Below are 24,262 nucleotides of genomic sequence, written 5' to 3' on the forward strand. Positions count from 1 at the left end.
ATTTCCCGGGGTTCTTCACTTTCGAAAAAATGGCTGGAATACCATTATTTGCGAAACTATCTCCCGATTCCCACCCTGCCGCAAGACATTTAAGGTTAACAAGAAGTTAACGCGAACGCTTGGACTGTTGTCGGAACCTCGATTCGTCCATGCAGATCCATGACTTAGGTAAGATCCACTGGACCGCGATATCGAGTGGGAAACTGCTCCCAGCTGATGTCGTCCACACCTTCATCGTTGCGTTGGCGGGCACTAGAACCCGATTCGACGCAAACGCGTAGGTGCAGATCTGCATATAGCCAGACGCGATTCGTGGTGATTTTTGTATGCCCCAGTTTGAATCGCGGAGTGGGGCATGCGCATTACAGTTGTTTCGCCGGATCTTTACGAGCAGCACTTCGGGTTGCTCACGCAGATGCATCGGCTTCGCGCCAAGGTCTTCGGATCGCGCATGGGATGGGACGTGACCGTCCTGGACGGCGAAGAGCGAGATCAGTTCGACGATTTTGCACCGACCTACATCCTTGCCGTCGATGATGACTATCGGGTTGCCGGCTGTGCACGCCTTCTGCCAGCGTCAGGCCCCACCATGCTCGCGGATGCTTTCCCGGGATTGCTGGCTGACACGTGGCTTACCGCCCATTCAGGCATGGTTGAGAGCTCACGCTTCTGCGTTGACACGGCCTACGACGCGGGGAAGGGAGGGAGCCAGCTGCACCCGACCACGCTCGCAATGTTCGCTGGCATCATCGAGTGGTCGATGGCGAGCGGCTACAACGAGATTGTCACAGCCACTGACCTTCGCTTTGAACGCATTCTGAAACGCGCCGGATGGCCGATGAGGCGCCTTGGCGAGCCCGCATCAATCGGCAACACAATTGCGGTCGCCGGCAGCCTGCCAGCCGACCGCGGGAGTTTCGAGCAGGTCCGCCCCGCGGATTACCGCTCCGACATTACTCAAAACGGCAGCGCGTCAGCCAGGAGTGCTGCGTGACTCAACTCCGTTCCCATTGCCGACTGGTTCGCAAGCTTCAGGACGCGCTTGGCGATCAGCTTTGCGTCGCGCTCGATGATGCGAGTGTTGTCGAGATCATGCTGAACCCGGACGGGCGGCTGTTTATCGAGCGCCTCGGCCACGGCATCGCGCCGGCCGGCGAGATGACGCCCGCTGCGGCAGAGGTCGTCATCGGCAGTGTGGCGCATGCATTGCAATCCGAGGCGGACCACGACCAGCCGATCATATCAGGCGAATTGCCGATCGGCGGTCATCGTTTCGAGGGCCTGCTGCCGCCCGTGGTGTCGGCGCCGACGTTCACTATCCGCCGGCGCGCCTCGCGCCTGATTGCGCTCGACGATTACGTCAAGTCAAAGGTGATGACCGAAGCCCAGGCCTCTGTGCTCAGGAGCGCGATCTCGAACCGCTTGAACATCGTCATCTCCGGCGGCACGGGCTCCGGCAAGACGACGCTTGCCAATGCCGTCATCGCCGAAATCGTCGCAACCGCGCCCGAGGATCGCATGGTGATCCTCGAGGACACAGCCGAGATCCAATGTGCGGCCGAAAACGCGGTCTCGCTGCACACCAGCGACAGCGTCGACATGGCAAGGCTTCTCAAGAGCACCATGCGTCTGCGACCCGACCGGATCATCGTCGGCGAAGTCCGCGACGGCGCGGCCCTTACTTTGCTCAAGGCCTGGAACACAGGCCACCCTGGCGGCGTCACCACGGTCCATTCCAACACGGCGATGTCGGCATTACGCCGCCTCGAGCAGTTGACGGCCGAAGTCAGCCAGCAGCCGATGCGCGAAGTGATCGGCGAGGCCGTCGACCTTGTCGTCTCGATTGAGCGGAACGGGCGCGGCCGGCGGGTGCGCGACGTGATCAATGTCGAGGGCTTCAAGGGCTCGACCTATCAGACCGAACATTATGCCCAGATCGATGAGGATAGTCATGCAGCGTAAGCGCCATCATATGTTTGTCGGCAGTGCCGTCGCCTTGGTGTCAGCGATGGTCCTGGCCTCGCCGGCCCTTGCGTCATCCGGCGGTGGCGGCCTCCCATGGGAGTCACCGCTCCAGCAGATCCAGCAGTCGATCACCGGACCGGTGGCAGGATTCATCGCGCTGGCCGCGGTGGCGATCGCCGGTGGCATGCTGATCTTCGGCGGCGAGCTCAACGATTTCGCGCGACGGCTTTGCTACATCGCGCTGGTCGGCGGCGTTCTGCTCGGCGCAACCCAGATCGTCGGCCTGTTCGGCGCCACCGGCGCCACGGTCGGCAGCCTCGAGCATGAGCTCAGACATCACGCCATCGAGCTGGCGGAATTTTCTCCGCGGATAGGGGAGGGGGCTCATGGCTGAGTCCGGCTCCAACCTTGTGCGTTCACGGATCCACCGCGCACTATCGCGGCCCAATCTCTTGATGGGCGCCGACCGCGAATTGGTGCTGCTAAGCGGGCTTGCTGCGATCATCCTGATCTTCGTCGTGCTCACCTGGTATGCGGCAATCTTCGGGCTGGCGCTCTGGCTCGTGGCAATCGCAGCCCTTCGCATGATGGCGAAATCCGATCCGCATATGCGCCGGGTCTATCTCCGGCACGTCTCCTACAGATCCGCATACCGGGCGACCTCGACGCCCTGGCGGCGTTATTGAGGGCGGCGCCATGGTCGCATTGAAGCCTTTCCGCTATTCCGGCCCGTCGTTTGCCGATCTCGTTCCCTATGCCGGCCTGGTCGACAACGGCATCTTGCTGCTCAAGGACGGCAGCCTGATGGCCGGCTGGTATTTTGCCGGCCCGGATAGCGAAAGCTCAACCGACGCAGAACGCAACGAGGTCAGCCGCCAGATCAACGCGATCCTGTCGCGCCTCGGTTCGGGCTGGATAATCCAGGTCGAAGCGGCGCGGGTACCAACAATTGACTATCCTGCCGAGACAGACTGCCATTTCCCCGACGACGTCACGCGCGCCATCGATGCGGAGCGACGAGCGCATTTCGAGCGGGAGAGTGGACATTTCGAGAGCCGGCATGCTCTGATCCTGACCTGGCGGCCGCCGGAGCCGCGTCGATCGGGCCTGACCCGCTACGTCTACGCTGACGCCGGCTCGCGCTCCGCGACCTACGCCGATAGCGCGCTCGATTCCTTCCGCACTTCGATCCGTGAAGTCGAGCAGTATCTCGCCAATGTAGTCACCATCCGCCGGATGCGGACAGACGAGGCGGAGGAGCGCGGCGGCTTCCGGATCGCGCGCTATGACGAACTCTTCCAGTTCATCCGCTTCTGCGTCACCGGAGAGAACCATCCGGTGCGCTTGCCCGAAATTCCGATGTATCTCGATTGGCTGGTCACGGCCGAGCTTCAGCACGGCCTGACGCCGACGATCGAGAACCGCTTTCTCGGTGTCGTGGCGATCGACGGCCTGCCGGCGGCGAGCTGGCCGGGCATTCTCAATGCCCTCGACCTCATGCCACTCACCTATCGCTGGTCGAGCCGCTTTGTCTTTCTCGATGAACAGGAAGCGCGGGCGCGGCTCGAGCGCACACGCAAGAAATGGCAGCAAAAGGTTCGGCCGTTCTTCGACCAGCTCTTCCAGACGCAGAGCCGCTCGCTCGACCAGGACGCCATGATGATGGTGGCGGAATCCGAGGATGCGATCGCGGAAGCGGCCTCGCAACTTGTGTCCTATGGCTACTATACGCCGGTCATCGTCCTGTTCGACGACGAGCAGTCGCGTCTTCAGGAGAAGTGCGAGGCCATCCGCCGCTTGATCCAGGCCGAAGGTTTTGGCGCCAGAATCGAGACGCTGAACGCGACGGATGCCTTCCTCGGTAGCCTGCCCGGTGTTTCCTATGCCAATATCCGCGAGCCGCTGATCAACACCCGCAATCTCGCAGATCTCGTGCCGCTCAACTCCGTCTGGTCGGGAAGTCCCGTGGCGCCGTGCCCGTTCTACCCTCCGGCCTCGCCGCCGCTGATGCAGGTCGCGAGCGGCTCGACACCATTCCGGCTGAACCTGCATGTCGACGACGTCGGTCATACGCTGATCTTCGGCCCGACCGGCTCGGGTAAGTCGACCTTGCTGGCGCTGATCGCCGCGCAGTTTCGACGCTATAGGGATGCGCAACTGTTCGCCTTCGACAAGGGGCGCTCGATGCTGCCGCTGACGCTTGCGGTTGGTGGCGATCACTATGAAATCGGCGGTGATACGGGCGGAGAAGGGGAGGGGAACTCACCGCGGCTCGCCTTCTGCCCGCTGGCGGAACTCTCGACCGACGGCGATCGCGCCTGGGCGACAGAGTGGCTGGAGACGCTGGTGTCGCTGCAGGGAGTCACGGTGACGCCCGATCATCGCAACGCGATCTCCCGGCAGATCGCGCTGATGGCGCAGTCGCGCGGCCGGTCCCTGTCTGACTTCGTCAGCGGCGTGCAGATGCGCGAGATCAAGGACGCGCTGCATCATTACACTGTCGACGGGCCGATGGGCCAGCTTCTTGATGCCGAGGAAGACGGCCTGACGCTTGGCGCCTTCCAGTGCTTCGAGGTCGAAGAGCTGATGAACATGGGTGAGCGCAATCTCGTGCCGGTGCTCACCTACCTGTTTCGACGGGTCGAGAAGCGTCTCACCGGCGCGCCCAGCCTCATCATCCTCGACGAGGCCTGGCTGATGCTCGGCCACCCCTTGTTCCGCGACAAGATCCGCGAATGGCTGAAGGTTTTGCGCAAGGCCAATTGCGCGGTGGTGCTCGCCACGCAGTCGATCTCGGATGCGGAGCGCTCCGGTATTATCGACGTGCTGAAGGAGAGCTGCCCGACGAAGATCTGCCTGCCGAACGGGGCGGCGCGCGAGCCCGGCACGCGGGAGTTCTATGAGCGGATCGGCTTCAACGAGCGGCAGATCGAGATCGTCGCGACAGCACTGCCGAAGCGCGAATACTACGTCGCTTCGCCGGATGGACGCCGGCTCTTCGACATGGCGCTCGGGCCAGTGGCGCTCTCTTTCGTCGGTGCATCGGGCAAGGGAGACCTCAAGCGCATCCGGGCGCTTTACGCCGAACACCGCGACAACTGGCCGCTTTTATGGCTGCAACAAAGAGGGATTGCTCATGCGGAAACATATCTCTGAAACTCCTGATCGGCGGCGCGTTGTGGCCGCACTTGCGATCGTCGCATCGATGGCGCTGCCTGCATCGGGCTCGGCCGGCGGCGTTACCGGCGAGGCCACCGAGTTCACCCAACTCGCCAACAATGCCGAGCTCATCTCGCTCGTCGGCAAGTCGGCCGAGCAGGTGAACAATCAGATCACCCAGATCAATCAACTGGCCGAGCAGATCCAGAACCAGCTGAAGATCTACGACAACATGCTGCAAAATACCGCGCAGCTGCCCGATCATATTTGGGGCCAGGTCGAAAACGACCTCAATCGGCTGCAGAGCATTGTCGGGCAGGGGCAGGGGATCGCGTTTTCGATGGGCAATATCGACGACCAGCTCAAGCAGCGGTTTCAGAGCTACGCCGAGATGCAAACCAGCCTGCCGACCCAGGCGAATTTCTCGACTACCTATCAGTCCTGGTCGGACACCAACCGCGACACGATCGCCGGCACGCTGAAGGCGGCGAACCTGACGGCCGAGCAGTTTTCGAGCGAGGAGTCGACGATGTCGTCGTTGCGCTCGATGTCGGAGAACGCCGACGGCCAGATGAAGGCGTTGCAGGTTGGCCACGAGATCGCCACCCAGGAAGTGGCGCAGATCCAGAAGCTGCGCGGCCTGGTCTCGCAGCAGATGACGATGATGGGCACCTGGTATCAGTCGGAACAGGCCCAGAAAGACCTCGCCCAGGCCCGGCGCGAGAAGTTCTTCAACGCGCCCCAGCACGATATCCGCGGCGGCCAGACAATGGAGCCACGCTGGTGAGCGCGCGTCTGATAATCGCCATTGGGCTGGCAGGGGTTGTCGGCTTCGGCGCCGGCGTCGGCTGGACCCGGTGGCAGATGTCTGCGGCGCAAGCGACTGGAGGCAATGCCGTGCAGCCATCATCCGATGATGCACGGCGCGAGCGCCGGGAGAAGTTCTTCGGCGGCGATACGGATCGCAACATTCGCGGCGGGCAGGAGCTGAAACCGAGATGGTGATTGTCCGTTCGTCGCGTAGGCTCGAGCTTGCCTTTGTCACCATTGGCATTCTGCTGCTGGCGAGCGCGCCGGCACTCGCGCAGCAGGGTCAGGTGCTGACGACGCTTGAGAACTCTGTCTCCACGGCTGTCAAAGGCTGGGAGACGACGATCACCAATGCGGCGCGCTCGCTGTTCTGGATCCTCGCCGGGATTGAGGTTGGCATCGCAGCCGTCTGGCTGGCGATCAATGCCGCTTCGCTCGATGCCTGGTTCGCAGAACTCGTGCGCCGGATCATGTTCATCGGGTTCTTTGCTTTCATCCTCGATCAGGGCCCGACGGTCGGCAGGGCGGTCGTCGACAGCCTCTATCAGATCGGCGCCGGCGGTGGGTCCGCTTCGCCTGCGAATATCTTCGACGCCGGCATCCAGGTCGCCTCAAAAATGTCCGAGCAGGTCAAGTTCGGCTTGTTTGAAGACAACTCGCTCGCCATCGCCGGGGTGTTCGCCATGGTGGTGGTGGTCATTGCCTTCAGCCTCGTTGCCGCGATCTTTGTCGCCGTCATGGTAGAGATGTATATCGGGCTGGTCGCTGGCATGATCATGCTTGGCCTCGGCGGTTCGTCCTACACCAAGGATTTTGCCATTCGCTATCTCGTCTATGCCTTCAGCGTCGGCATGAAGCTGATGGCGCTGGTGATGATCTCCAAGATTGGCTCCGACATCTTGCTAGGGCTCGCCGAGACGCCCTCCACCGATACCGACCAGTTCATCAACACGCTGGCGATCGCCGGCATCTCTGTCGTCGTCTTCGTCATCGCCATGTATGTGCCGCCGATCATCCAGGGCGTGGTGCAAGGCGCATCGGTCTCCGGCGGTATGGAAGCGATCCGGCATGGCGGACAGGCAGCATCGTTTGCGGCGGGCGGGGCGTTTCTGGCCGGCGGCGCTGCCGGCGCCGGATTTGCGGCGGGCCAGTCAGCGAGATCCGCGGGATCGTCATTCGCTGGCGCTGCGCTGCGCGGCATGAGCGCCGGGGTCTGGTCGGCAGGGAGCGCGGCAGGTTCGGCGGCGAAGGAAAAAGCCATCGGCTCGCCGGGCGCCTATGCCGGCTCCCTTCTCGGCCTGGCCAATGCCAAGCTCGACGGAAACCGCAGCGGCTCCGGCCGGCGCACGCCACCTCCCGAGCGCCACGATCAATCATAATCAAAAAAGGACGGGAAGATGGCAGCCAATCGTGCCCCCGATAACCCCTATCTTGCCGCCCGCCAGGAATGGAACGAGCGCTATGGATCCTATGTGAAGTCGGCCTCTGCCTGGCGGCTCGTCGGCATCACCGGCATGCTCATGGCGGTCGTCGGCTTCTCCTATGCCCTGTACCAGAGCACGCAAGTCAAGCTCGTTCCCTATATCGTCGAGGTCGACAAGTTGGGAACGGCAGCGACAGCCGGTTTCCCGCAACAGATCGAATATGCGGACGCGCGCGTCGTGCGCGCCACGCTCGGCGGCTTCGTCTCGAACTTCCGCTCGGTGACGCCTGATGCCGTGGTGCAGAAGCAATATATCGACCGCACCTATGCGCTGCTTCGAACCTCCGATCCGGCGACCGAGAAGGTCAATGCCTGGTTTCGATCGAGCTCGCCGTTCGAGAAGGCGAAGAACGCGACTGTGGCCATCGAGGTCAACAACATCGTCGCGCTCTCCAATCAATCCTACCAGATCGACTGGACCGAGTTCGAACGTGACCGCAAGGGCAAGGAGACTGCTCTGCGCCGGTTTCGCGGCATTGCCACTGTAACGCTGACCCCGCCCCAGGACGAAGGCGTCATTCGCCTCAACCCGATCGGTCTTTACCTCAAGGATTTCGACTGGACTGCACAGCTTTGAAAGGCATGGCCACCGCATGAATACGACAATACGAAATGGCCGCGCCAGGCTGGCTCTGACCTTGGCATGCAGCTTGATCGCTGGAGCCGCTTTCTCTTCGGATGCTCGAGCTCAGGATGTCTCCGCCAACGAGAGAAAGGGCATCGACATTTCAGGCAAGTGGCGCGGCACCCGCGGCCTCGTGACCAAGGGCGACGATGGGAAGATCATTTTTCTCTATGGCGAGGTACAGCCGTCCGTCGTCTGCTCGCCGCTGCAAGTCTGCGACATCGAACTGCAGCCGGGCGAGGTCGTCCGTGACGTGCTGGTCGGCGACACCGTGCGCTGGAAGGTGGAGCCCGCCACCTCGGGTGCGGCTGGCGGGCAGGCGATCCATCTGATCGTCAAACCGTCGGAACCGGGGCTGGTCACCTCGATGGTGGTCACGACGTCGCGGCGCACCTATCATATCCAGCTCAAATCCCATCCAACCCAGTATATGGCGCGCGTCGGCTTCGAGTACCCTGAGGACGTGTCGACCAAGCTCGCCGACATGAATGCCAGACTGGAGGCCAGCACCATTCCTGGCGCCAATGTGCCGGCCGAGCAGCTGAGCTTTTCCTATTCCGTTTCCGGCCGAGCCGGCTGGCGGCCGACGCGGGTCTTTAGCGACGGGCAGAAGACCTACATCCAGTTCCCGCGCCGGATTTCCGGGCAGGACGCGCCGGTGCTGTTTGTCGTTTCCGGCGGCCAGAACCGGATCGTCAATTACCGGATGAAGAACGACATGATGATCGTCGATTACAATGTCGACAAGGCCGTCCTGGTCTCCGGCGTCGGCTGGAAGCAGGAGAAGGTGACGATCAGGCGGGGAGGGCGGTAATGAGTGCAGCTCAGATTGTGCCTTTCCGCCGGCTCGCAATCGCCGGCCTCATCGCCCTACTCCTTTCCGGATGCCAGAACGTCGGCACAGATGGTCTCGTCGTCAGCGATGCGCCGCCGGAGATTTCCGGACCGGCGGCAAGCGCGATCGCCGGCGATATGGTGAGCCGCCTGGCCGAGCAAATCGGACCGGGCAAGGCGACCGTGGCGCTCAAACCGGACGACTCACCCTTCGGACAGGCGCTGGAAGCAGCACTCAAGGGCTGGGGCTATGCCGTCGTCACCGACCAGAAGACCGACGAGAAGCAAAGGGTCATCCCGGTTGCCTATGTGATCGTGCCGTTCGAGGGCCAGGTGCTGGCACGGCTTTCCACGTCCGATGTCGAACTTGGTCGCGCCTATACCGTCACGGCAAATGGGGCGACGCCGGCAAGCGCGCTGTCGCTGCTCAAGCGCGGGTGAGGGGAGGGGATCATGGTACAATCGCTCAAGCTCGGCGGCGCCACCAACGAGGAGGCGCAATCCGGCATGCGCCGGATCAACCGCCTGCCGATCATCATCGTCGTCGTGCTGGTGATCGCCTTCTTCGGCGTCATTTTCTACGGACTAACCTCCCGCGGATTGTTCTTCAACAAGGACACCGGACTGGAGACGAACACCGGAACGCCTGCCTCAACATTCGCCGATCAGATCAAGCGCGGTATCACCGATGGCATTATCGGCGACACGGAGCAGCAGGTCACCTTCCAGCCAACGCCGGTTGAGAAGAAGGAAGACAAAGCGGCTAATCCCTTCACGCCGCAACCCACTAAGACGGAGGATCAGAAGCAGGCGTTGGAACCGGAAGCTGCGTGGCGAGCGCGGCTGCAGCGGGAGCAACAGGAGCAGTATCTGCGCGAGCGGCAGCGCCAGCGAATGGCCCGCTTGCAGGCCAATGATGCCGCCTACGATGCGCCGCTCGCCATCGATCGCAGCAAGCTGGAGGCAAGTGCGAAGACCAGCGACCAGCGATCGGCCGACACAACGACGGCGGCGTCGACCACATCCATCCCGGATCTCTATTCCGCCGCCCTGAGAAACGGCCTCCTGGGGCAGGACATCGATCAGAACGGGCAGAAGTCGAAGGAGGATTTCTTCAACAGCGATCTCAAGGATCTGGGCTATTTGCCGAACCGGGTCGTGCCGCAGCAATCGCGCTTCGAATTGAAGCGGGGCTCGGTCATTCCGGCGACCTTGATCACCGGGATCAATTCGGACCTTCCGGGCCGCATCACGGCGCAGGTGAGCCAGAACGTTTATGACAGCGCCACCGGCCACAGGCTGCTGATTCCGCAAGGTGCCAAACTGTTCGGGCGCTACGACAGCAAGGTGTCGTTCGGGCAAAGCCGAGTTCTGGTGGTCTGGACGGACCTGATTTTCCCCAACGGCTCGACGCTGCAGATCGGCGGCATGGCCGGCACGGATGCACAGGGCTATGGCGGCTTTAATGACAAGGTCAACAACCACTATTGGCGGACATTTGGCTCTGCGGCGCTGATCGCGTTGATTGGGACAGGGATCGATGCGTCGATGCCGGAAAGCTCGACGCTCGCCACGCAGGAGACCGCATCTGATGCGGCGCGACGGAATTTCGCGGAGAGCTTCGGCCGGGTTGCCGAACAGACGATCAGCCGAAACCTGAATGTCCAGCCGACGCTCGAAATCAGGCCGGGCTACAAGTTCAACGTCCTAGTTGATCAGGACATTGTGTTTCCGGGGTCGTACAGAAAGTAGGTTTTTGGTGAAACGACCCCATGCGGGAGGCACTGCGGCTGATGCCCATATGGTGCACTCCCGAATAAACGGGAGTGCACGCGGGAGAAGAACTGTCTCGCCGCAGGCGAGGCGAGCCTGCCGTTCGCCCGTCGAGTTATCGATCCGCCAGCCAGATGCGACATCGACTCTACTGAAAGCGAATGTCGGAGAATCGGTGTACGACATAGATCAGCAATGTGGTGGCTAGCACCATTAGCGCCGAAATTGCATTTACCGTTGGGCTGACGCCGGCACGCATCTGACCCCAAATCACGATAGGAAGTGTATTGTCGGATCCGATCGTGAAGAACGATACGCTGAACTCGTCGAGCGACCACGCAACAACTAGAAGCGCCGCACCGACCATTGCACTCCGTATCAGTGGCAACGTGACACGATAGAACGCCTGAGCGGGGTTTGCTCCGAGTGTTGCCGCTGCTTCAGGAATCTGCGGATCCAGGCTCGCAATTCGGCTAGTGAGTGTAAACACCATGAAAGGCAAAGTGATCAGTACGTGCCCGATGATAGCGGTCCATACCGAAAGACCGATCCCAAGGCTTGTGAAGAACGATAGCAAAGAGATACCGAGCAGAAGGTGCGGCAAGAGCAATGGCAGCGCCATCAAACCAGCCAACAGCGATGCGCGACGGAATCTGAATCTGGCGATGGCAAAGGCTGCCGAAGTGCCGATCAACATGCAGCAGATGGTGGTGCCGAGCGCGACGAACACACTGTTGACCGCTGCCTTACGCATGATCGGATCCCGCGCAACAGACATGTACCATTCCGTCGTCGGACCCTCGAAAGGGAAAGCCGCAAGTCCTTTTGCATCGAAGGAAAAAAGGACCACGATAGCGATGGGAGCGAAGAGGAATGCCAGCAGGAGCGCCGTGTATAAGCTAAACGCAGTAGTTGAAAGACGTCCTTGATTCATGGTCGATCCTTAATTCCAATACGCCTCAGCAAAGCTGTAACCGCCCACAAGAATATCCCCATGGAAATTACCAAGCTGAACGCAATTGCGGACCCAAGCGGCCAGTCAAATGACAGACCGAATCGGCCGACGACAGCGTTCCCGGCAAGCTGCGCTTTGGGTCCACCGAGAAGTTGAGGGGTGACGAAATCGCCAGCTGCGATGACGAACGCTAGCGCAAACGCTGACACGATACCGCGACTGGCCATTGGGACGGTGACCCGGAAAAATGCGCCGATCGAGGTGGCTCCGAGGCTCTTTGCTGCCTCAATGCATTGTGCGGAAACTCCGGAAAGAGCCGAGACGAGGGGAAGTATAGCGACCGGTACCAAGATGCTTGTCAAAGTGACGATCACGGCAGCTTTGCTATACGCAAAGGTTTCCAATGGCGCCTCGGTGACACCCGTCCAGCTCAACAGCTGGCTGATCGCACCATTGCGACCAAGAAGCGACCGCCATGCGTAAATCCGCACGATATAGGCTGTGAATAGGGAGACCATCACCAGGAGCAGAATAAATGTCCCTGCCCGCTTAAGCGGGCCGAGTGTAATCGCATACGCCAGCGGAAACGCAAGTAGGACCGATGCCAGCCCGATCGCCGATCCCATCCAAAGAGACCGCAGCAGAATCTCACGAAACAAGGGGTCGGTAAAAATCTTGATGTAATTCTCTGGTGAGGTTCCGAACGAAATGTCAGCGTAGCTGGTGCTACCGAAAGAATACGCGAATAGCACACCGCATGGGATAATGAAGAAGACCGCCATGAAGAGGCTGGCCGGGGCAGCCATGAGATAAAACTGCCTAACCATTGGTGTCGTCTTCGATTTGCGCGATTGAGTTGTCCGACCAGCTGAGCAGAACCTGGTCGCCTTGTGAGAACGCGCAGCCTGTGCCGGCCAAAACCGGTTGCTGGACCATAACGCTTTGCGCGCCTACCTGAACTAGGTAGCGCCTGAAAGCGCCTTGAAAGATTGCCTCTCGAACCTGTCCTGTTACCGAATTTGGATCGGACGCGACAGGAGAGGCTTTCGGCGCCGCCTTAATCACTATTGATTCGGGTCGGAGGCAGACGAGGCCAGTCCCTGTGTCTCGAGCACCTTGAGCATCGAAGCGAATGTTTCCAACAGGCGATTGAAGCACGGACTTATTTCCCTCTCGGCGAAGCGACCCCGTAAAGATGTTCGCTTCTCCCAGAAACTTTGCGCTAAACAGAGTTCTTGGTCGGCTATAAACCTCTTCAGGAGAGCCACGTTGAACGATGGTCCCGCTGTTCATAAGGACGATCTCGTCGCTCATGACCATCGCCTCGTCCTGATCGTGTGTGACGAACAGGAAGGTCGCGCCGATGCTGCGTTGAAGTTGGCGAAGTTCGAGCTGCATCGCTTGGCGAAGCTTGAGATCCAATGCTGACATCGGTTCATCGAGGAGCAAAACCGGTGGTCCGGCAGCAAGAGCGCGCGCGAGCGCCACGCGCTGAGCTTGGCCGCCGGAAAGCTGATCGATCGGCCGATCTGCAAAGGCGCTGAGCCTGACGATCTCGAGAAGCTCGCCAACGCGATCGGCAGCCTTCTTTTTCTCCACCCGTTGCAATGATAAAGCAAACCCGACATTCTGGCTTACCGTCATGTGGGGAAACAGCGCATATCGCTGGAAAACGAGGCCAACAGGGCGGCGATGCGGCGGCGTCAGCGACAAGTCCTTCCCCGCGATCACAACGCGCCCTGTTGACTGCCGGTCCAGCCCGGCAATGATGCGCATCAATGTCGTCTTGCCGCAGCCGGACGGACCAAGCAAAGATACAAAGCGGCCGGGCGCCACGTCGAGCGAAATGCTCGACAGGGCGGTGAATGACCCGAACTCCTTAGTGACGCCTTGGACCGAGACTGCGGAATTTTCAGCTACCTGCGAAATCATGACAGCTTGATCCGTTCCCAAGCTTCGGTCCAATCCCGCATGGTTGCGATTTCACCCTCAGCCTCGAGACCCGGCGGAATATAGAATGTGTTCTTTTCCAGGAAAGCTGGCAGATCTTCGTAAGGATAGAGCTTTCCTTGGTCTTCCGGCAGAAGTGCGACCGCGTCAGCGTTTACAACGCCACAGCCGATTGCAGCGCCGATGATAGCGTTGCCCTCTGCGGAAAGCATCTGATTGAGGAACGCATAGGCCTGCTCCAGATGCGGAGCCTTGGCGGCGATGCAGTATGAATCGCACCAGAGAAATGTACCGTCTTCCGGAGGAACATAGGACGCGCCGTCAATGCCCTTTGCCTTCAGCTTTGTGTCGATAAACCGCCATCCAAGCACACTTGCCTGCGCATCGCCGCGCGCCAGAACGTCAGTAATGTCACCAAAGCTTGGCGCGATCGTTGTCAGGTTCGCCTTGATCGGCATGAAAGCATCGGCGGCCTGACTGACCTGAGCTTTCGTCAGCTTGGAGAAGTCGGTGGTTTTGAAGAGTGCCCGAGCAAAGAGCCAGAGGTTTGCGGGGTCGTCTAGCGTGATGAGCTTGCCACGGTATTTCTCATCACCGAGATCTGCCCACCTCTTAGGAAGATCTTTGAAGAGATCTGCCCGGTAGCTCAGCGGATAGTCACTCCAACTTACTGGAACAGCATAGTTCTCACCATTGGACTGCTGCCACGGCATGTTACGAAACTGGTTGAAAAAGCGCTCGCTGCTTGGCAGTTTTGTTGCATCGATCGGCTCGACCAGCTTTGTTCTAATCAAGGGCCCTATGGCACTGATGCCGGGCGTGACAACGTCAATCGACCCCACTCCGCCGCTGCGGAGTTTCGTTACAATCTCAGCATTGCCCGTGATGTATTGAGCATCCAGGGTCAGACCCTGCGCAGCAAGTGGGCCCATTGCCTTCGGGTCATCGTAACCCTGCCAACCAAGAAACTTGAGGGTTACGTTCAGCGCTTCAGCACTTGCTGCCGCTCGTGCGGTCATTGAAGGAAAAGCTGCAGCGAAACCAACGGCGCCAAGAAGCGCTCCTTGGCGAGCAAGGAATTCACGACGATTCATTTTTTTCTCCCAGGTTGTCCGTCAGCGTTCCCGCACTGAACGGCGTTTTAAGCTATTTCTATGATCTTTGATCAAAGATCATAGAATGTCAATACGTCAGCAGCTCGGGCGTGACAAAATTAATTAGTCGGAATGTTCAAATACCTATCGCTTCATAGGCATCGGCGATCTGCCGGATCGACGCGACATAGGCGGCGGTTCGGTAGTCACCGAGTTCCGGTTGCTGTTCGATGAGGTCGGCGATGCGTGTCCAGGTGCTGCGCATGACGTCTTCCAGGCCGGAACGAACAAGATCGATTTCAGCGCCGCCTTCGAGGAACTCGTCGCGGATATCGGCGGGGAATTCCTTGCCGGTCATGCGTTCGAGCGCCGTTGCGATGGTTTGATTGCGCCGCTCGCGCCGGCGCCGTTCCATCAGACCGAAGGGAATATGCGTGAGGTTCTTCACCCACTCGAAGTAACTGACGACGACACCGCCGGCATTGACGTAAAGATCGGGAAGAACGGTGATCCCTCGGGTGCGCAGCACCTTGTCGGCCTCGAAGGTCACCGGACCGTTGGCCGCTTCGACGACCAGGTTCGCCTTGATGCGGTCTGCATTGCTTGCATGGATGGCGTTTTCCATCGCCGCCGGAATGAGCACGTCGCACGGCTGCTCGATGCCGGTCATGTCGCCGGCAAACGAGGTGGCGCCTTCGAAGCCGAGGATGCTGCCGGTCTTGATCTGATGCTGCTTCAGCGCCTCGATCGCCAGACCGTCGGCGTTTGCGACGTAGCCGTCGCGTTCGGCAACGACGATCACCCGGGCGCAGTCTTCTTCAGAGAGGAACTTTGCCGCATGGTAGCCGACATTACCAAATCCCTGGACGATGACCGCAGCACCCTTCAGGTCACGCTCGCCGTTCAAGCCGGCGGTGCGCGGATCGCGGAGATAGCTCTGGATGGCGAACTGCACGCCTCGACCGGTCGCTTCGGTGCGGCCCGCAATACCTCCCTTCGACAGCGGCTTTCCCGTGACGCAGGCCCGCGCGTTGATGACATCGGTCGGGTTGGCGCGGCGGAACTCGTCCATCATCCAGGCCATTTCCCGCTCGCCCGTGCCGATGTCGGGAGCCGGTACATTGACGCCGGGGCCGATCAGGCCACGCTTGTTGAGCTCCTGGGTGAAGCGGCGGGTGATGCGCTCGAGCTCCTGCGGCGTCCATTCGCGCGGATCGATCTTCAGCGCGCCCTTCGAGCCGCCGAACGGCACATCGACGAGCGAGCATTTGAGCGTCATCAGCGCTGCCAGCGCCTCGACCTCTTCGGCATCGGCATTCGACGCATAGCGGATGCCGCCCTTGACCGGCTCGCAATGCTCGCTGTGGACCGATCGCCAGCCGATGAAGCTGTACATGCGCCCCCTCAAGCGAACGCCGAAGCGAACAGTATAGGTCGAGTTGCACTGCATGATCCGCTCCGACAGGCCTTCCGGCAGGTCGAGGAACGTCATCGCATGGCGGAAGTTCTGATCAACGCTGTCCAGGAAGCCTGCGGAGCTGGTTTCTCCGGCTTGCACGTTGCGTTGTGGTATTGCGTTCACTTGGGGTTCCTCCTTGGTGGGAAAGTTTCGGGCCGAAGCTGTGTCAGCTCAGCAGAACTCGATGGTCGGCATTGCGCACGAGCAGGGCGTAGATCAATGTGAACAGCCGGCGGGCGGTGTCGTTGTCGATGTTCACTTTCGCTGACAGCCGGCTTTTCAGCAGTTCGGCGGCCTCGTTATGCACGCCGCGCCGGCCCATATCGATCGCCTCAAGCCGCTCAGGACCAGGGTGACGGATGGCGTCGTAGTAGCTCTCGCAGATGCGGGTGTAATCCTTGAGCAGTCTGCGGAACGGTGTAAGCGACAGGTAGTGACTTACGACATGCTCGCCCTGATCATCGGCAACGTGCAGAGCCAGGCGCCCGTCGGCCGCCGCAATCGTGAGGCGATAAGGCCCGCCATTGTGACCGACCGGAATGAATATGTTGGATTCCAGGAGATCGATGACCGCGAGCGCTTGTTCCCGCTCAATTCTCGCGTCCCGGCCTGCGAACGATCGGTCGAGCGATACGTCGTAGAGACGGTACTCGGCGGAGGCCATGGCCCTGCCCTCCCCTCACATCGCTTCCACGCACATGGCGACACCCATACCGCCGCCGATGCACAGCGTCGCCAGACCCTTCCTGGCGCCGCGGCGCTTCATTTCGAAGAGCAGCGTGTTGAGCACGCGGGCGCCGGAAGCGCCGATCGGATGCCCTATGGCGATCGCGCCGCCGTTGACGTTGACGATGTCGGGGTTCCAGCCGAGATCCTTGTTGACCGCGCAGGCCTGGGCCGCGAAGGCTTCGTTCGCCTCCACCAAATCGAGATCGCCGACTGACCAGTTGACCTTCTCCAGCGCCTTGCGCGAAGCCGGGATCGGGCCGGTGCCCATGATCTGCGGATCGACGCCGGCGGTTGCCCAGGAGACGATGCGGGCAAGCGGCTGGATGCCGCGCTTGGATGCCTGTGCTTCACTCATCAGCAGGGTGGCGGCAGCGCCGTCATTGAGACCGGAGGCGTTGCCGGCGGTGACCGTGCCTTCCTTGTCGAAAGCCGGACGCAACTTCGTCATCTGGTCGAGCGTTGCGCCATGGCGGATATATTCGTCCTGGTCAACAGTGACGTCGCCCTTGCGGGTCTTGACGATGAAGGGAATGATCTCGTCGGCAAAACGCCCTGCCTTCTGTGCGGCCTCGGCCTTGTTCTGCGAGGAGACCGCGAAGGCATCCTGCTCCTCGCGGGTGAGCTGCCACTGGCGGGCGATGTTCTCGGCGGTGATGCCCATATGATAACCGTAGAAGGCGTCGGTCAGGCCGTCCTTGATCATCGTGTCGACCATCTTGAAGTCGCCCATCTTCACGCCGCCGCGAAGATGCGCGCAATGCGGCGCCATCGACATCGACTCCATGCCGCCGGCAATGATGATGTCCGCATCACCGGCGGCAATCTGCTGCATGCCGAGAGCCACGGCACGAAGCCCCGAGCCGCAGAGCTGGTTCATGCCCCAGGCGGTCTTGTCCTGAGGGATGCCAGCCTTCATCGCCGCCTGGCGCGCCGGGTTCTGGCCCTCGCCGGCCTGCAGCACCTGGCCGAGGATCACCTCGTCAACCTCACCTGCTTCGACGCCGGCACGATCGAGCACGCCCTTGATGACGGCAGCGCCGAGCTCGTGCGCCGGCGTATTGGCGAACGCGCCGTTGAAGGAGCCGACCGCGGTGCGGGCGGCACTGGCGATGACAATCGATGCGGTGCTCATAGGATTCTCCTCTACAGTCCTTGCGAAGCCGGCAGTGAACCGGCTTCAACTTCTCGGCAATAAGCTCTCTGGCCTAGTTGACGATGGTCGCCTCGGTGGCGCTGCGGATCTCGCCGTCGGTGACGCCCTCGGCAAGCTCGACCAGCTTCAGTCCGCCATCGACGACGTCGAGCACACCGAGATTGGTGATGATCCGATCGACGACGCTTTGTCCGGTCAGCGGCAGGGTGCAGGCCTTCAGCACCTTGGATTCGCCGGCCTTGTTGGTGTGGTCCATGACGACGACCACCCGCTTGACGCCGGCAACCAGATCCATCGCCCCACCCATGCCCTTGACGAGCTTGCCCGGGATCATCCAGTTGGCGAGGTCACCGTTCTCAGAGACTTCCATGGCGCCGAGGATCGCCATGGCGATCTTGCCGCCGCGGATCATCGCAAAGCTCTGCGCCGAGTTCGAAGAAGGCCGAATGCGGCAGTGCCGTCACCGTCTGCTTGCCGGCATTGATCAGGTCGGCATCGATCTCACCTTCGGTCGGAAAGGGGCCGATGCCGAGCAGGCCATTCTCCGACTGCAGGGTCACGTGGACGCCTTCAGGGATGTAGTTGGCGACCAGCGTCGGAATACCGATGCCGAGATTGACATAGGTGCCGTCTTGAAGTTCGCGGGCAGCGCGCGCTGCCATCTGGTTTCTGTCCCAGGCCATATCTCTTCTCTCCTGCCCTTCAAGCCGCCGCGCGCGTGGTGCGCTGTTCGATGCGTTTTTCGTGCTGGCCCTGGATCAGACGATGCACGTAGATCCCCGGTACATGGATATGGTCGGGATCGAGACTGCCGGCAGGCACGATCTCCTCGACTTCGGCGACACAGATCTTGCCGCAGGTGGCGGCCGGCGGATTGAAGTTGCGGGCCGTCTTGCGGAAGACGAGGTTGCCCGTTGTGTCGGCCTTCCAGGCCTTGACGATCGAGAGGTCCGCGACGATCCCGCTCTCAAGAACGTAGGTCTCGCCGTTGAAGGCCTTCGTCTCCTTACCCTCGGCAACGACGGTGCCGACGCCGGTCTTCGTATAAAAGCCGGCAATGCCCGCACCGCCAGCCCGCATCCGCTCGGCCAGCGTTCCCTGCGGATTGAACTCGAGCTCCAGTTCGCCGCTCAGATACTGGCGCATGAACTCGGCGTTCTCGCCGACGTAAGACGAGATCATCTTCCTGATCTGCCTGGTCTTCAGCAGCACGCCCAGCCCAAAGTCGTCGACGCCGCAATTGTTTGACGCGATCGTCAGGTCTTTGGTACCCGCCTGACGGATCGCATCGATCAGCAGTTCCGGTATGCCGCACAGGCCAAAACCGCCCGCGGCGATGAACATGCCGTCGAACAGCAGGCCCTCGAGGGCCGACGTCGGATTGTCGTAAGTTTTCTTCATAGTGACCCACAGTTTTTGATTTTGTTGCTTGGCGCCGCTACGCGCCCTGGCTGCTTTCAGCCATGATTTCGAAAAGAGCCGGAAGCTGCTTCTGCCCAAAGCCCTTGGCTTTCGCTTCATCAAACAGGCGGCTCATCAGCTGGATCAAATCAGCCCTCATATTCAACGAATTTGCTTGTTCGGAAACGAGCTTGAACGCAGCGGCGTGAACGTCGATCGTAGCTCCCTGAGCAGTGTAATCGCGCTCTATGATGGCATCTCCGTAACGCTTGGTCGTTCTGTTGCGGATGTGTTCCCCGTTGTCGATGATTTCCACAATGACGTCCAACGGCAAACCGCTCGCCGAGCAGAAGGCAAGGGCTTGGAAATAGGCAAGCCAGGAACCATAGATGTAAGAAAACCGCGCGAGCTCAAGATCGGGGGCTGCGCCGTAGCTCTCCGATATGAACATGGGCCTTTTGCCGAGCGCGCGTAGAACGTGTTCGCAGTGAGCGTAGACCGCGCGCGGACCCGAATAGGCGATGATGCACTCTCCATCTCTGACGCGCTGCGGTAAGCCCATAATGGCGCCATCCAAATAGAGGATGTCCTCCACCTGACATAAAGCGGCCATTTTTTCAGATTCACCGCGGGTGATCGTTGTAAGCTGCACCAGGATCTTACCTCGCAGGGCCTGTCTTGGACGATCCACAAGAAGCAGCTTTTCGGTCGTGGCATGGTCTGAGATGCAGACAACCAGCAAATCGCAGCGCTCGATAACTGCGCTCAGATCCGTCGAAGTGAATATGCCAAGCTTGACAAGCGGCACCAACTTCTCAGCGGTTCGGTTCCAGACACTGACGTCGAATCCCTCCCGCAAAAGACTCTCTGCCAAGGCGCTTCCCATGCTCCCGGCGCCCACAACAGCCACGCGACGTACGCTATCAACTTGCATGCAGTTCTCCTCCAGCAATGTTGCCGGGCCAACCGGCAACATGGCTTCCATGCGAGTTAGTGGGCCGTGTTTCGATATTCGTTGGTCGTTTGCGCATCGACGACGTTGTCGACGATAGCAACCTTGTAGATGTCTCGCGCCCGCTCTTTAGAGATCCAGCCTTCGGCCACATCCTTGAGCACGAGATCGACATCACGTTCGACGGGATTTCCGTATCCGCCGCCGCCGCAGGCAATCCCGATCATGTTTTCGCCCGCCTTCAACGTAATATTAGAGACCTTATCAATCTGCGTGACCTCACCGTTCAAGTGTCGAACGAACTGACCCGCTCCATGCGCTGATCCACCTCCCCGAACTCCGCGCGGCGGATGGTCGGTGCCGTCGCTGGCAAAGATGAAGGTCATGTCCGCACCAACCGGACCATATTCGACCCGAATTGCTGGTGCCCCGCGGAAGCGGCCTGCTCCCTCGGTATCTGTCAGGAGGCGCCTTTCACGCACCACGAGGGGATGGAAGAGCTCCGAAAGTTCGACGCCGTCAATGTTGCAAATACCGCCGCAACCGACGTTCAACACGGTTAGCCAGCAATCAGAGTAGGCGCCTGCGGCGCCGGAGGTGTGGCCGAGGAAAACCATGTTGACATAGGGTTTGCCGTCCCGCGGGTCGACGCCCGATACGGTGCTGGTTGTCGGGCAGAGGCTGTAGCCGACTTCCGCCATCCCGGCGCCTTCAGAAATCTCCGCGATCGCCATCTGGACGCAGTTACCGGCGCGGTCCGCGAGGTTCGTCGTCGCAAGCGAGCAACTGGTTGGGTGGCGCGGAATGCCAACGACGCAATTTTCGCGAAGATGGACGCGAATTCTTCGAAAACTGCCAAAGTTCTTCGGCACGGAGCCGTCGATCGAGTTGAACACGCCGATCATGCCGGCAGTCCGCGAAGTCGCTTCGGTGAGATTAAGGCCGCTTGGTAACGCATCGGGGCAGTCACGGAAGTCGATATCGACCATAGCGGCATCCGCATCGACCGTCACCTTCGCGGTGACCGTCACACCATCAGGGCCGGTCCCGGGGAATGGATCATGTTGAGACCGCATCACGATGGAACCGCTTTTGAGCTTACCGATGGCATCAATCATGCGTTTTTCCGAGTAGTCGAACCATTGCTCGACAAACGCGGAAAGCTTGTCCCAACCAATTTCCTTACCAAGGTTGAGCAGTTCTGTTTCGCCGATTCGGGCTGCGCCTATCGTCGCCAGGAGATCGCCGTACCATTGATTAGGCACTCGGATACGAGTGCGACACATACGAATAATGTCGTCTATGTCCTTATAGTCCCGCTGAATTTGCACGCACGGGAAGATGAGAGCGCCCTCTTCGTAGACATCTTTCGCTGTTGCCACCATGGTTGATGGAACCGCATTGCCGATGTCCGCCTGGTGCGCCTTTGTAACGATGGTGAACCGGTGGACCCCTTCATCATCGATGACGGGGACGATGAACCCATGGTCCGCCGCATGGGAGTTGCCGTGATAGGGCGAATTATGGATGAAGGCATCTCCCGCTTTGAGCTTCGGATGAAACTCCAGCATGGATTTAGCCATCAGGTCCGGACCGGACAGCGTGTGGATCGGAATGGCGTCCGCGGAGTACAACAGCTTGCAGTCGGCGGTGAGAATGCAGGTTGAGAAATCGCGCGCGCGGTTCAACACCCCCGAACGTCCCGTCCGTAGGATGGTGCTCGCCATCTTTCGATTGATGCCACCGATCCGGTTGAACAAGATCGACATCTGTGCTGCGGAAATATTTGCTGACAAGGACATTATGCTTTCTCCGTGCCGGTACCAATCGCACCAGCTCTGACGAGTACACTTCCGGAACCGGTCAGGCTGAAGGATGAGGTCGGGTCAATAACAATCGTGGTGAACGGCGATTCGTAGATTGCCGGTCCGTGGTATTCCTCGCCGACGCGCATCGTGGACGACGACATGATCGCCGTTTCGATGGTCCCATAGCCGCTGAAGTAGCAAGGCCTGTGGCTGGGGCGATCACCAGTCGATGCGTTGGAAAGCCGACCGAGTGCCGCGTCGCGGAACCGGCAACGAACTCGGGCAATCCAGGTGATGAATTCGACGGGAGAGTTCACGTCATCGAACGTAAAAATCTCACGGTGCTTGGCGTGAAACGCTTCGATCAGGGCGTCAACTTCGGCGTTCGAACTGAAAGAATCCCTCGGCAGCGGGAGTTCCACTTCCCAGACCTGCTTTTCGTACCTTGCTTCGACGAAATACTGGACCGTCGTTTCCAGCGCACCCTTGCCGGGCCCAGAACTGAAACTGTCGCACTTCGCCTTGAGATCGCTGATGATACGATTGACCTTCTCACGGTCGAAACGATCGGAAATCGTGTAACCGGTCAACTGATGATCAGCAGCAAGGTCTGACATGAGCGCTCCAGCGGCACTCAAGGTCGCGCTCGTCTCGGGATAGAGCAGATCCTGGCAATTCAGCCGCTTTGCGATGAAGACTGAATTCAGTCCGGCCGCTCCGCCGCCGCCGATCAGGGTCGCTCCCGAGGGGTCGATACCCTGATTGACGGTGATTTCTTCGATCGCCTGGACCATGTTTTCGGTGGCGATATCGACGATTGCCGCGGCTGCTTCTTCCACTGACACGCCAAGCGGGCTAGCGATCGTATTGTCGACGGCGGCGCGCGACAGGGACGCGTCGATTTTCATCCGACCGCCAAGGAAGTATTCGGGATCAATGTATCCAAGAACGACGCAAGCGTCCGTGAATGTCGGCTGCGTGTTGCCGTTTCCAAAGCAGGCCGGGCCAGGCATTGCACCAGCACTTTTCGGGCCAACGTGCAGCATCCCGCCTTGGTCAAGATGAGCGATGCTGCCGCCCCCGGCGCCGATGCTCCGGACGTCGACGGAGGGAAAACCGGTATTGTGACCGATATAGGGCTCACCGATCCACATGTCGCGGGTCGTCGGAATGGCGCCGTGACGCACGAGGCTCACGTCGTACGTGGTTCCGCCGGTATCGCTGATGATCGCGGTGGAATTGCCAGTGTCAAGCACCGAGAAGTGCCGCCCGCCGACGGGCGCCGTCGAGGGGCCGGAATCGAGCGAGTGGATGGGTGTCTTCGCCAGCGCCTCGGAGTCGATCATACCTGCCTGAGACGTGAGGACGAGCAGTCGACCGTTGAACCCGGATTCGCGTAACCTTGTCTCGAGACGACCAAGATATTTGCCCATCAGCGGCTTTAATGAGGCGTCCATGCAGGTTGAGGACGCACGTCGAAACTCCCGCATCGACGGGTTAAGCTGGTGAGACAGCGTTACAGCTACGTTTGGCAGATGCTCCGCCAGGAGCTGGCCAACGCGAACTTCGTGTGCTGGATTGACGATCGACCAAAGCAGGCAGACGCCGACAGCTTCAATGTTCTGCTTCTTGAGTTTCTCTATGATCGCCATGACGGCGACCTCGTCAAGCGGTGTGTCCTCCGAGCCGTCGCTCAAAAGCCGACCAGGCACTTCAAACGTCAAAGCACGCGGGACATAGGGTTCGGGATAGCTGATGTGATCTGGAAAGGCACTCGCACGTCCGCCTTCGCGCAGAAGAAGGATTTCAGGGTGCCCCAGAGAGGTAAGGAAAGCCGTTTTAGCAGTATTGCCGGTGATGATGGCGTTGATCGAATGCGTCGTTCCATGGATGAACGTTCCGCAGGTAGCTAGGAATTCGGAAAGCGTCTGGCCGAAATCCGTGGCCGCAAGGGTCAAGACGTTCAGAATGCCTTGTGCCGGATCCGATGGAACGGTAGATGATTTGAACATTCTGAGCGAGCCATCATCACCCTCAACCATGAGGTCGGTGAACGTTCCCCCTGTGTCACACGCTAATCTCATTTCGACTCCTTGAAGATCTCTGTTTTTT

The 24,262-nt window shown here is 60.2% G+C and carries 23 protein-coding genes and 2 pseudogenes; 12 read left to right on the forward strand and 13 right to left on the reverse strand.

Features of this window, described 5'->3' with window-relative positions:
- The first annotated feature begins 355 nt into the window (after window positions 1–355).
- Genes traI through trbI form a run of 12 tightly spaced genes read left to right on the forward strand, consistent with a single transcriptional unit; the run spans window position 356 to window position 10,628 of the window.
- Window positions 356–994, forward strand: coding sequence for an acyl-homoserine-lactone synthase TraI (traI, locus tag MF410_RS34260; RefSeq protein WP_239621238.1), 639 nt, complete (start codon window positions 356–358; stop codon window positions 992–994).
- Window positions 991–1,962: a P-type conjugative transfer ATPase TrbB gene (gene trbB, locus MF410_RS34265; RefSeq protein ID WP_239621240.1), complete on the forward strand. Its 972-nt coding sequence runs from the start codon at window positions 991–993 to the stop codon at window positions 1,960–1,962. The genes traI and trbB overlap by 4 nt, the downstream gene beginning before the upstream one ends.
- A complete protein-coding gene (gene trbC / locus MF410_RS34270) occupies window positions 1,952–2,359 on the forward strand; it encodes a conjugal transfer pilin TrbC (RefSeq protein ID WP_239621242.1) in 408 nt (135 codons plus the stop codon). The genes trbB and trbC overlap by 11 nt, the downstream gene beginning before the upstream one ends.
- Complete coding sequence (locus MF410_RS34275) at window positions 2,352–2,651, forward strand: conjugal transfer protein TrbD (RefSeq protein WP_239621244.1); 300 nt, start codon at window positions 2,352–2,354, stop codon at window positions 2,649–2,651. Before trbC ends, MF410_RS34275 begins: the two co-directional genes overlap by 8 nt.
- Before the next feature lie 10 nt (window positions 2,652–2,661).
- Window positions 2,662–5,121, forward strand: a complete 2,460-nt coding sequence (locus MF410_RS34280) for a conjugal transfer protein TrbE (protein WP_239621246.1) — start codon at window positions 2,662–2,664, stop codon at window positions 5,119–5,121.
- A gap of 49 nt (window positions 5,122–5,170) precedes the next feature.
- Entirely contained in the window at window positions 5,171–5,911 is a 741-nt protein-coding gene (gene trbJ / locus MF410_RS34285) for a P-type conjugative transfer protein TrbJ (RefSeq protein WP_239621311.1), read from the forward strand.
- Complete coding sequence (gene trbK, locus MF410_RS34290) at window positions 5,908–6,129, forward strand: entry exclusion protein TrbK (protein ID WP_239621248.1); 222 nt, start codon at window positions 5,908–5,910, stop codon at window positions 6,127–6,129. The genes trbJ and trbK overlap by 4 nt, the downstream gene beginning before the upstream one ends.
- Window positions 6,123–7,313: a P-type conjugative transfer protein TrbL gene (trbL, locus tag MF410_RS34295; protein ID WP_239621250.1), complete on the forward strand. Its 1,191-nt coding sequence runs from the start codon at window positions 6,123–6,125 to the stop codon at window positions 7,311–7,313. Before trbK ends, trbL begins: the two co-directional genes overlap by 7 nt.
- An 18-nt stretch (window positions 7,314–7,331) precedes the next feature.
- Entirely contained in the window at window positions 7,332–7,994 is a 663-nt protein-coding gene (locus MF410_RS34300; RefSeq protein ID WP_239621252.1) for a conjugal transfer protein TrbF, read from the forward strand.
- A 16-nt stretch (window positions 7,995–8,010) separates the two neighbouring features.
- The gene (gene trbG, locus MF410_RS34305) at window positions 8,011–8,856 is read left to right on the forward strand and encodes a P-type conjugative transfer protein TrbG (protein ID WP_239621254.1); all 846 of its coding nucleotides are present in this window, start codon (window positions 8,011–8,013) and stop codon (window positions 8,854–8,856) included.
- Window positions 8,856–9,317: a conjugal transfer protein TrbH gene (gene trbH, locus MF410_RS34310; RefSeq protein ID WP_239621255.1), complete on the forward strand. Its 462-nt coding sequence runs from the start codon at window positions 8,856–8,858 to the stop codon at window positions 9,315–9,317. Before trbG ends, trbH begins: the two co-directional genes overlap by 1 nt.
- 12 nt (window positions 9,318–9,329) lie before the next feature.
- Window positions 9,330–10,628 carry an IncP-type conjugal transfer protein TrbI gene (gene trbI / locus MF410_RS34315; RefSeq protein WP_239621256.1) on the forward strand — a complete coding sequence of 433 codons (1,299 nt, stop codon included), beginning with the start codon at window positions 9,330–9,332 and terminating at the stop codon, window positions 10,626–10,628.
- A 169-nt stretch (window positions 10,629–10,797) separates the two neighbouring features.
- Here trbI and MF410_RS34320 read toward each other — a convergent pair whose 3' ends face one another.
- From MF410_RS34320 to MF410_RS34380, 13 genes and pseudogenes are all read right to left on the reverse strand, one after another.
- Window positions 10,798–11,583 carry an ABC transporter permease gene (locus MF410_RS34320; protein WP_239621257.1) on the reverse strand — a complete coding sequence of 262 codons (786 nt, stop codon included), beginning with the start codon at window positions 11,581–11,583 and terminating at the stop codon, window positions 10,798–10,800.
- A complete protein-coding gene (locus MF410_RS34325) occupies window positions 11,580–12,431 on the reverse strand; it encodes an ABC transporter permease (protein WP_239621259.1) in 852 nt (283 codons plus the stop codon). Before MF410_RS34325 ends, MF410_RS34320 begins: the two co-directional genes overlap by 4 nt.
- On the reverse strand, window positions 12,424–13,035 hold the full coding sequence (locus MF410_RS34330) for an ABC transporter ATP-binding protein (protein WP_345774749.1): 612 nt from the start codon (window positions 13,033–13,035) through the stop codon (window positions 12,424–12,426). Before MF410_RS34330 ends, MF410_RS34325 begins: the two co-directional genes overlap by 8 nt.
- A pseudogene (locus MF410_RS34335) lies at window positions 13,021–13,536 on the reverse strand (ATP-binding cassette domain-containing protein); the annotation flags it as partial. The pseudogene MF410_RS34335 and the gene MF410_RS34330, both read right to left, overlap by 15 nt.
- Window positions 13,533–14,648, reverse strand: coding sequence for an extracellular solute-binding protein (locus MF410_RS34340; RefSeq protein WP_239621260.1), 1,116 nt, complete (start codon window positions 14,646–14,648; stop codon window positions 13,533–13,535). The pseudogene MF410_RS34335 and the gene MF410_RS34340, both read right to left, overlap by 4 nt.
- A 136-nt stretch (window positions 14,649–14,784) precedes the next feature.
- Window positions 14,785–16,230 (reverse strand): Glu/Leu/Phe/Val dehydrogenase, encoded by a 1,446-nt coding sequence (locus MF410_RS34345; RefSeq protein WP_239621261.1) that lies wholly within the window; start codon window positions 16,228–16,230, stop codon window positions 14,785–14,787.
- Window positions 16,231–16,273: 43 nt separating this feature from the next.
- The gene (locus MF410_RS34350; protein ID WP_239621262.1) at window positions 16,274–16,771 is read right to left on the reverse strand and encodes a UPF0262 family protein; all 498 of its coding nucleotides are present in this window, start codon (window positions 16,769–16,771) and stop codon (window positions 16,274–16,276) included.
- 15 nt (window positions 16,772–16,786) lie between these two features.
- The gene (locus MF410_RS34355) at window positions 16,787–17,968 is read right to left on the reverse strand and encodes an acetyl-CoA C-acetyltransferase (RefSeq protein WP_239621264.1); all 1,182 of its coding nucleotides are present in this window, start codon (window positions 17,966–17,968) and stop codon (window positions 16,787–16,789) included.
- Between the two features lie 73 nt (window positions 17,969–18,041).
- A pseudogene (locus MF410_RS34360) lies at window positions 18,042–18,672 on the reverse strand (3-oxoacid CoA-transferase subunit B).
- 19 nt (window positions 18,673–18,691) lie between these two features.
- On the reverse strand, window positions 18,692–19,390 hold the full coding sequence (locus MF410_RS34365) for a CoA transferase subunit A (protein ID WP_239621266.1): 699 nt from the start codon (window positions 19,388–19,390) through the stop codon (window positions 18,692–18,694).
- Window positions 19,391–19,427: 37 nt separating this feature from the next.
- On the reverse strand, window positions 19,428–20,324 hold the full coding sequence (locus tag MF410_RS34370; RefSeq protein ID WP_239621267.1) for an NAD(P)-dependent oxidoreductase: 897 nt from the start codon (window positions 20,322–20,324) through the stop codon (window positions 19,428–19,430).
- 56 nt (window positions 20,325–20,380) lie between these two features.
- Window positions 20,381–22,144, reverse strand: a complete 1,764-nt coding sequence (locus tag MF410_RS34375; protein WP_239621268.1) for a hydantoinase B/oxoprolinase family protein — start codon at window positions 22,142–22,144, stop codon at window positions 20,381–20,383.
- Window positions 22,144–24,234 (reverse strand): hydantoinase/oxoprolinase family protein, encoded by a 2,091-nt coding sequence (locus MF410_RS34380; RefSeq protein ID WP_239621269.1) that lies wholly within the window; start codon window positions 24,232–24,234, stop codon window positions 22,144–22,146. The genes MF410_RS34375 and MF410_RS34380 overlap by 1 nt, the downstream gene beginning before the upstream one ends.
- Between the last annotated feature and the right edge of the window lie 28 nt (window positions 24,235–24,262).

Source organism: Rhizobium sp. C104, from assembly GCF_022354505.1.
GTDB lineage: Bacteria > Pseudomonadota > Alphaproteobacteria > Rhizobiales > Rhizobiaceae > Rhizobium > Rhizobium redzepovicii.

Coding starts and splice junctions, on each gene's coding strand:
- traI (WP_239621238.1), top strand. CDS start 356: ATGCGCATTACAGTTGTTTCGCCGGATCTTTACGAGCAGCACTTCGGG.
- trbC (WP_239621242.1), top strand. CDS start 1,952: ATGCAGCGTAAGCGCCATCATATGTTTGTCGGCAGTGCCGTCGCCTTG.
- MF410_RS34275 (WP_239621244.1), top strand. CDS start 2,352: ATGGCTGAGTCCGGCTCCAACCTTGTGCGTTCACGGATCCACCGCGCA.
- MF410_RS34280 (WP_239621246.1), top strand. CDS start 2,662: ATGGTCGCATTGAAGCCTTTCCGCTATTCCGGCCCGTCGTTTGCCGAT.
- trbJ (WP_239621311.1), top strand. CDS start 5,171: ATGGCGCTGCCTGCATCGGGCTCGGCCGGCGGCGTTACCGGCGAGGCC.
- trbL (WP_239621250.1), top strand. CDS start 6,123: ATGGTGATTGTCCGTTCGTCGCGTAGGCTCGAGCTTGCCTTTGTCACC.
- MF410_RS34300 (WP_239621252.1), top strand. CDS start 7,332: ATGGCAGCCAATCGTGCCCCCGATAACCCCTATCTTGCCGCCCGCCAG.
- trbG (WP_239621254.1), top strand. CDS start 8,011: ATGAATACGACAATACGAAATGGCCGCGCCAGGCTGGCTCTGACCTTG.
- trbH (WP_239621255.1), top strand. CDS start 8,856: ATGAGTGCAGCTCAGATTGTGCCTTTCCGCCGGCTCGCAATCGCCGGC.
- trbI (WP_239621256.1), top strand. CDS start 9,330: ATGGTACAATCGCTCAAGCTCGGCGGCGCCACCAACGAGGAGGCGCAA.
- MF410_RS34320 (WP_239621257.1), bottom strand. CDS start 11,583: ATGAATCAAGGACGTCTTTCAACTACTGCGTTTAGCTTATACACGGCG.
- MF410_RS34325 (WP_239621259.1), bottom strand. CDS start 12,431: ATGGTTAGGCAGTTTTATCTCATGGCTGCCCCGGCCAGCCTCTTCATG.
- MF410_RS34330 (WP_345774749.1), bottom strand. CDS start 13,035: ATGTCAGCATTGGATCTCAAGCTTCGCCAAGCGATGCAGCTCGAACTT.
- MF410_RS34340 (WP_239621260.1), bottom strand. CDS start 14,648: ATGAATCGTCGTGAATTCCTTGCTCGCCAAGGAGCGCTTCTTGGCGCC.
- MF410_RS34350 (WP_239621262.1), bottom strand. CDS start 16,771: ATGGCCTCCGCCGAGTACCGTCTCTACGACGTATCGCTCGACCGATCG.
- MF410_RS34355 (WP_239621264.1), bottom strand. CDS start 17,968: ATGAGCACCGCATCGATTGTCATCGCCAGTGCCGCCCGCACCGCGGTC.
- MF410_RS34365 (WP_239621266.1), bottom strand. CDS start 19,390: ATGAAGAAAACTTACGACAATCCGACGTCGGCCCTCGAGGGCCTGCTG.
- MF410_RS34370 (WP_239621267.1), bottom strand. CDS start 20,324: ATGCAAGTTGATAGCGTACGTCGCGTGGCTGTTGTGGGCGCCGGGAGC.
- MF410_RS34375 (WP_239621268.1), bottom strand. CDS start 22,144: ATGTCCTTGTCAGCAAATATTTCCGCAGCACAGATGTCGATCTTGTTC.
- MF410_RS34380 (WP_239621269.1), bottom strand. CDS start 24,234: ATGAGATTAGCGTGTGACACAGGGGGAACGTTCACCGACCTCATGGTT.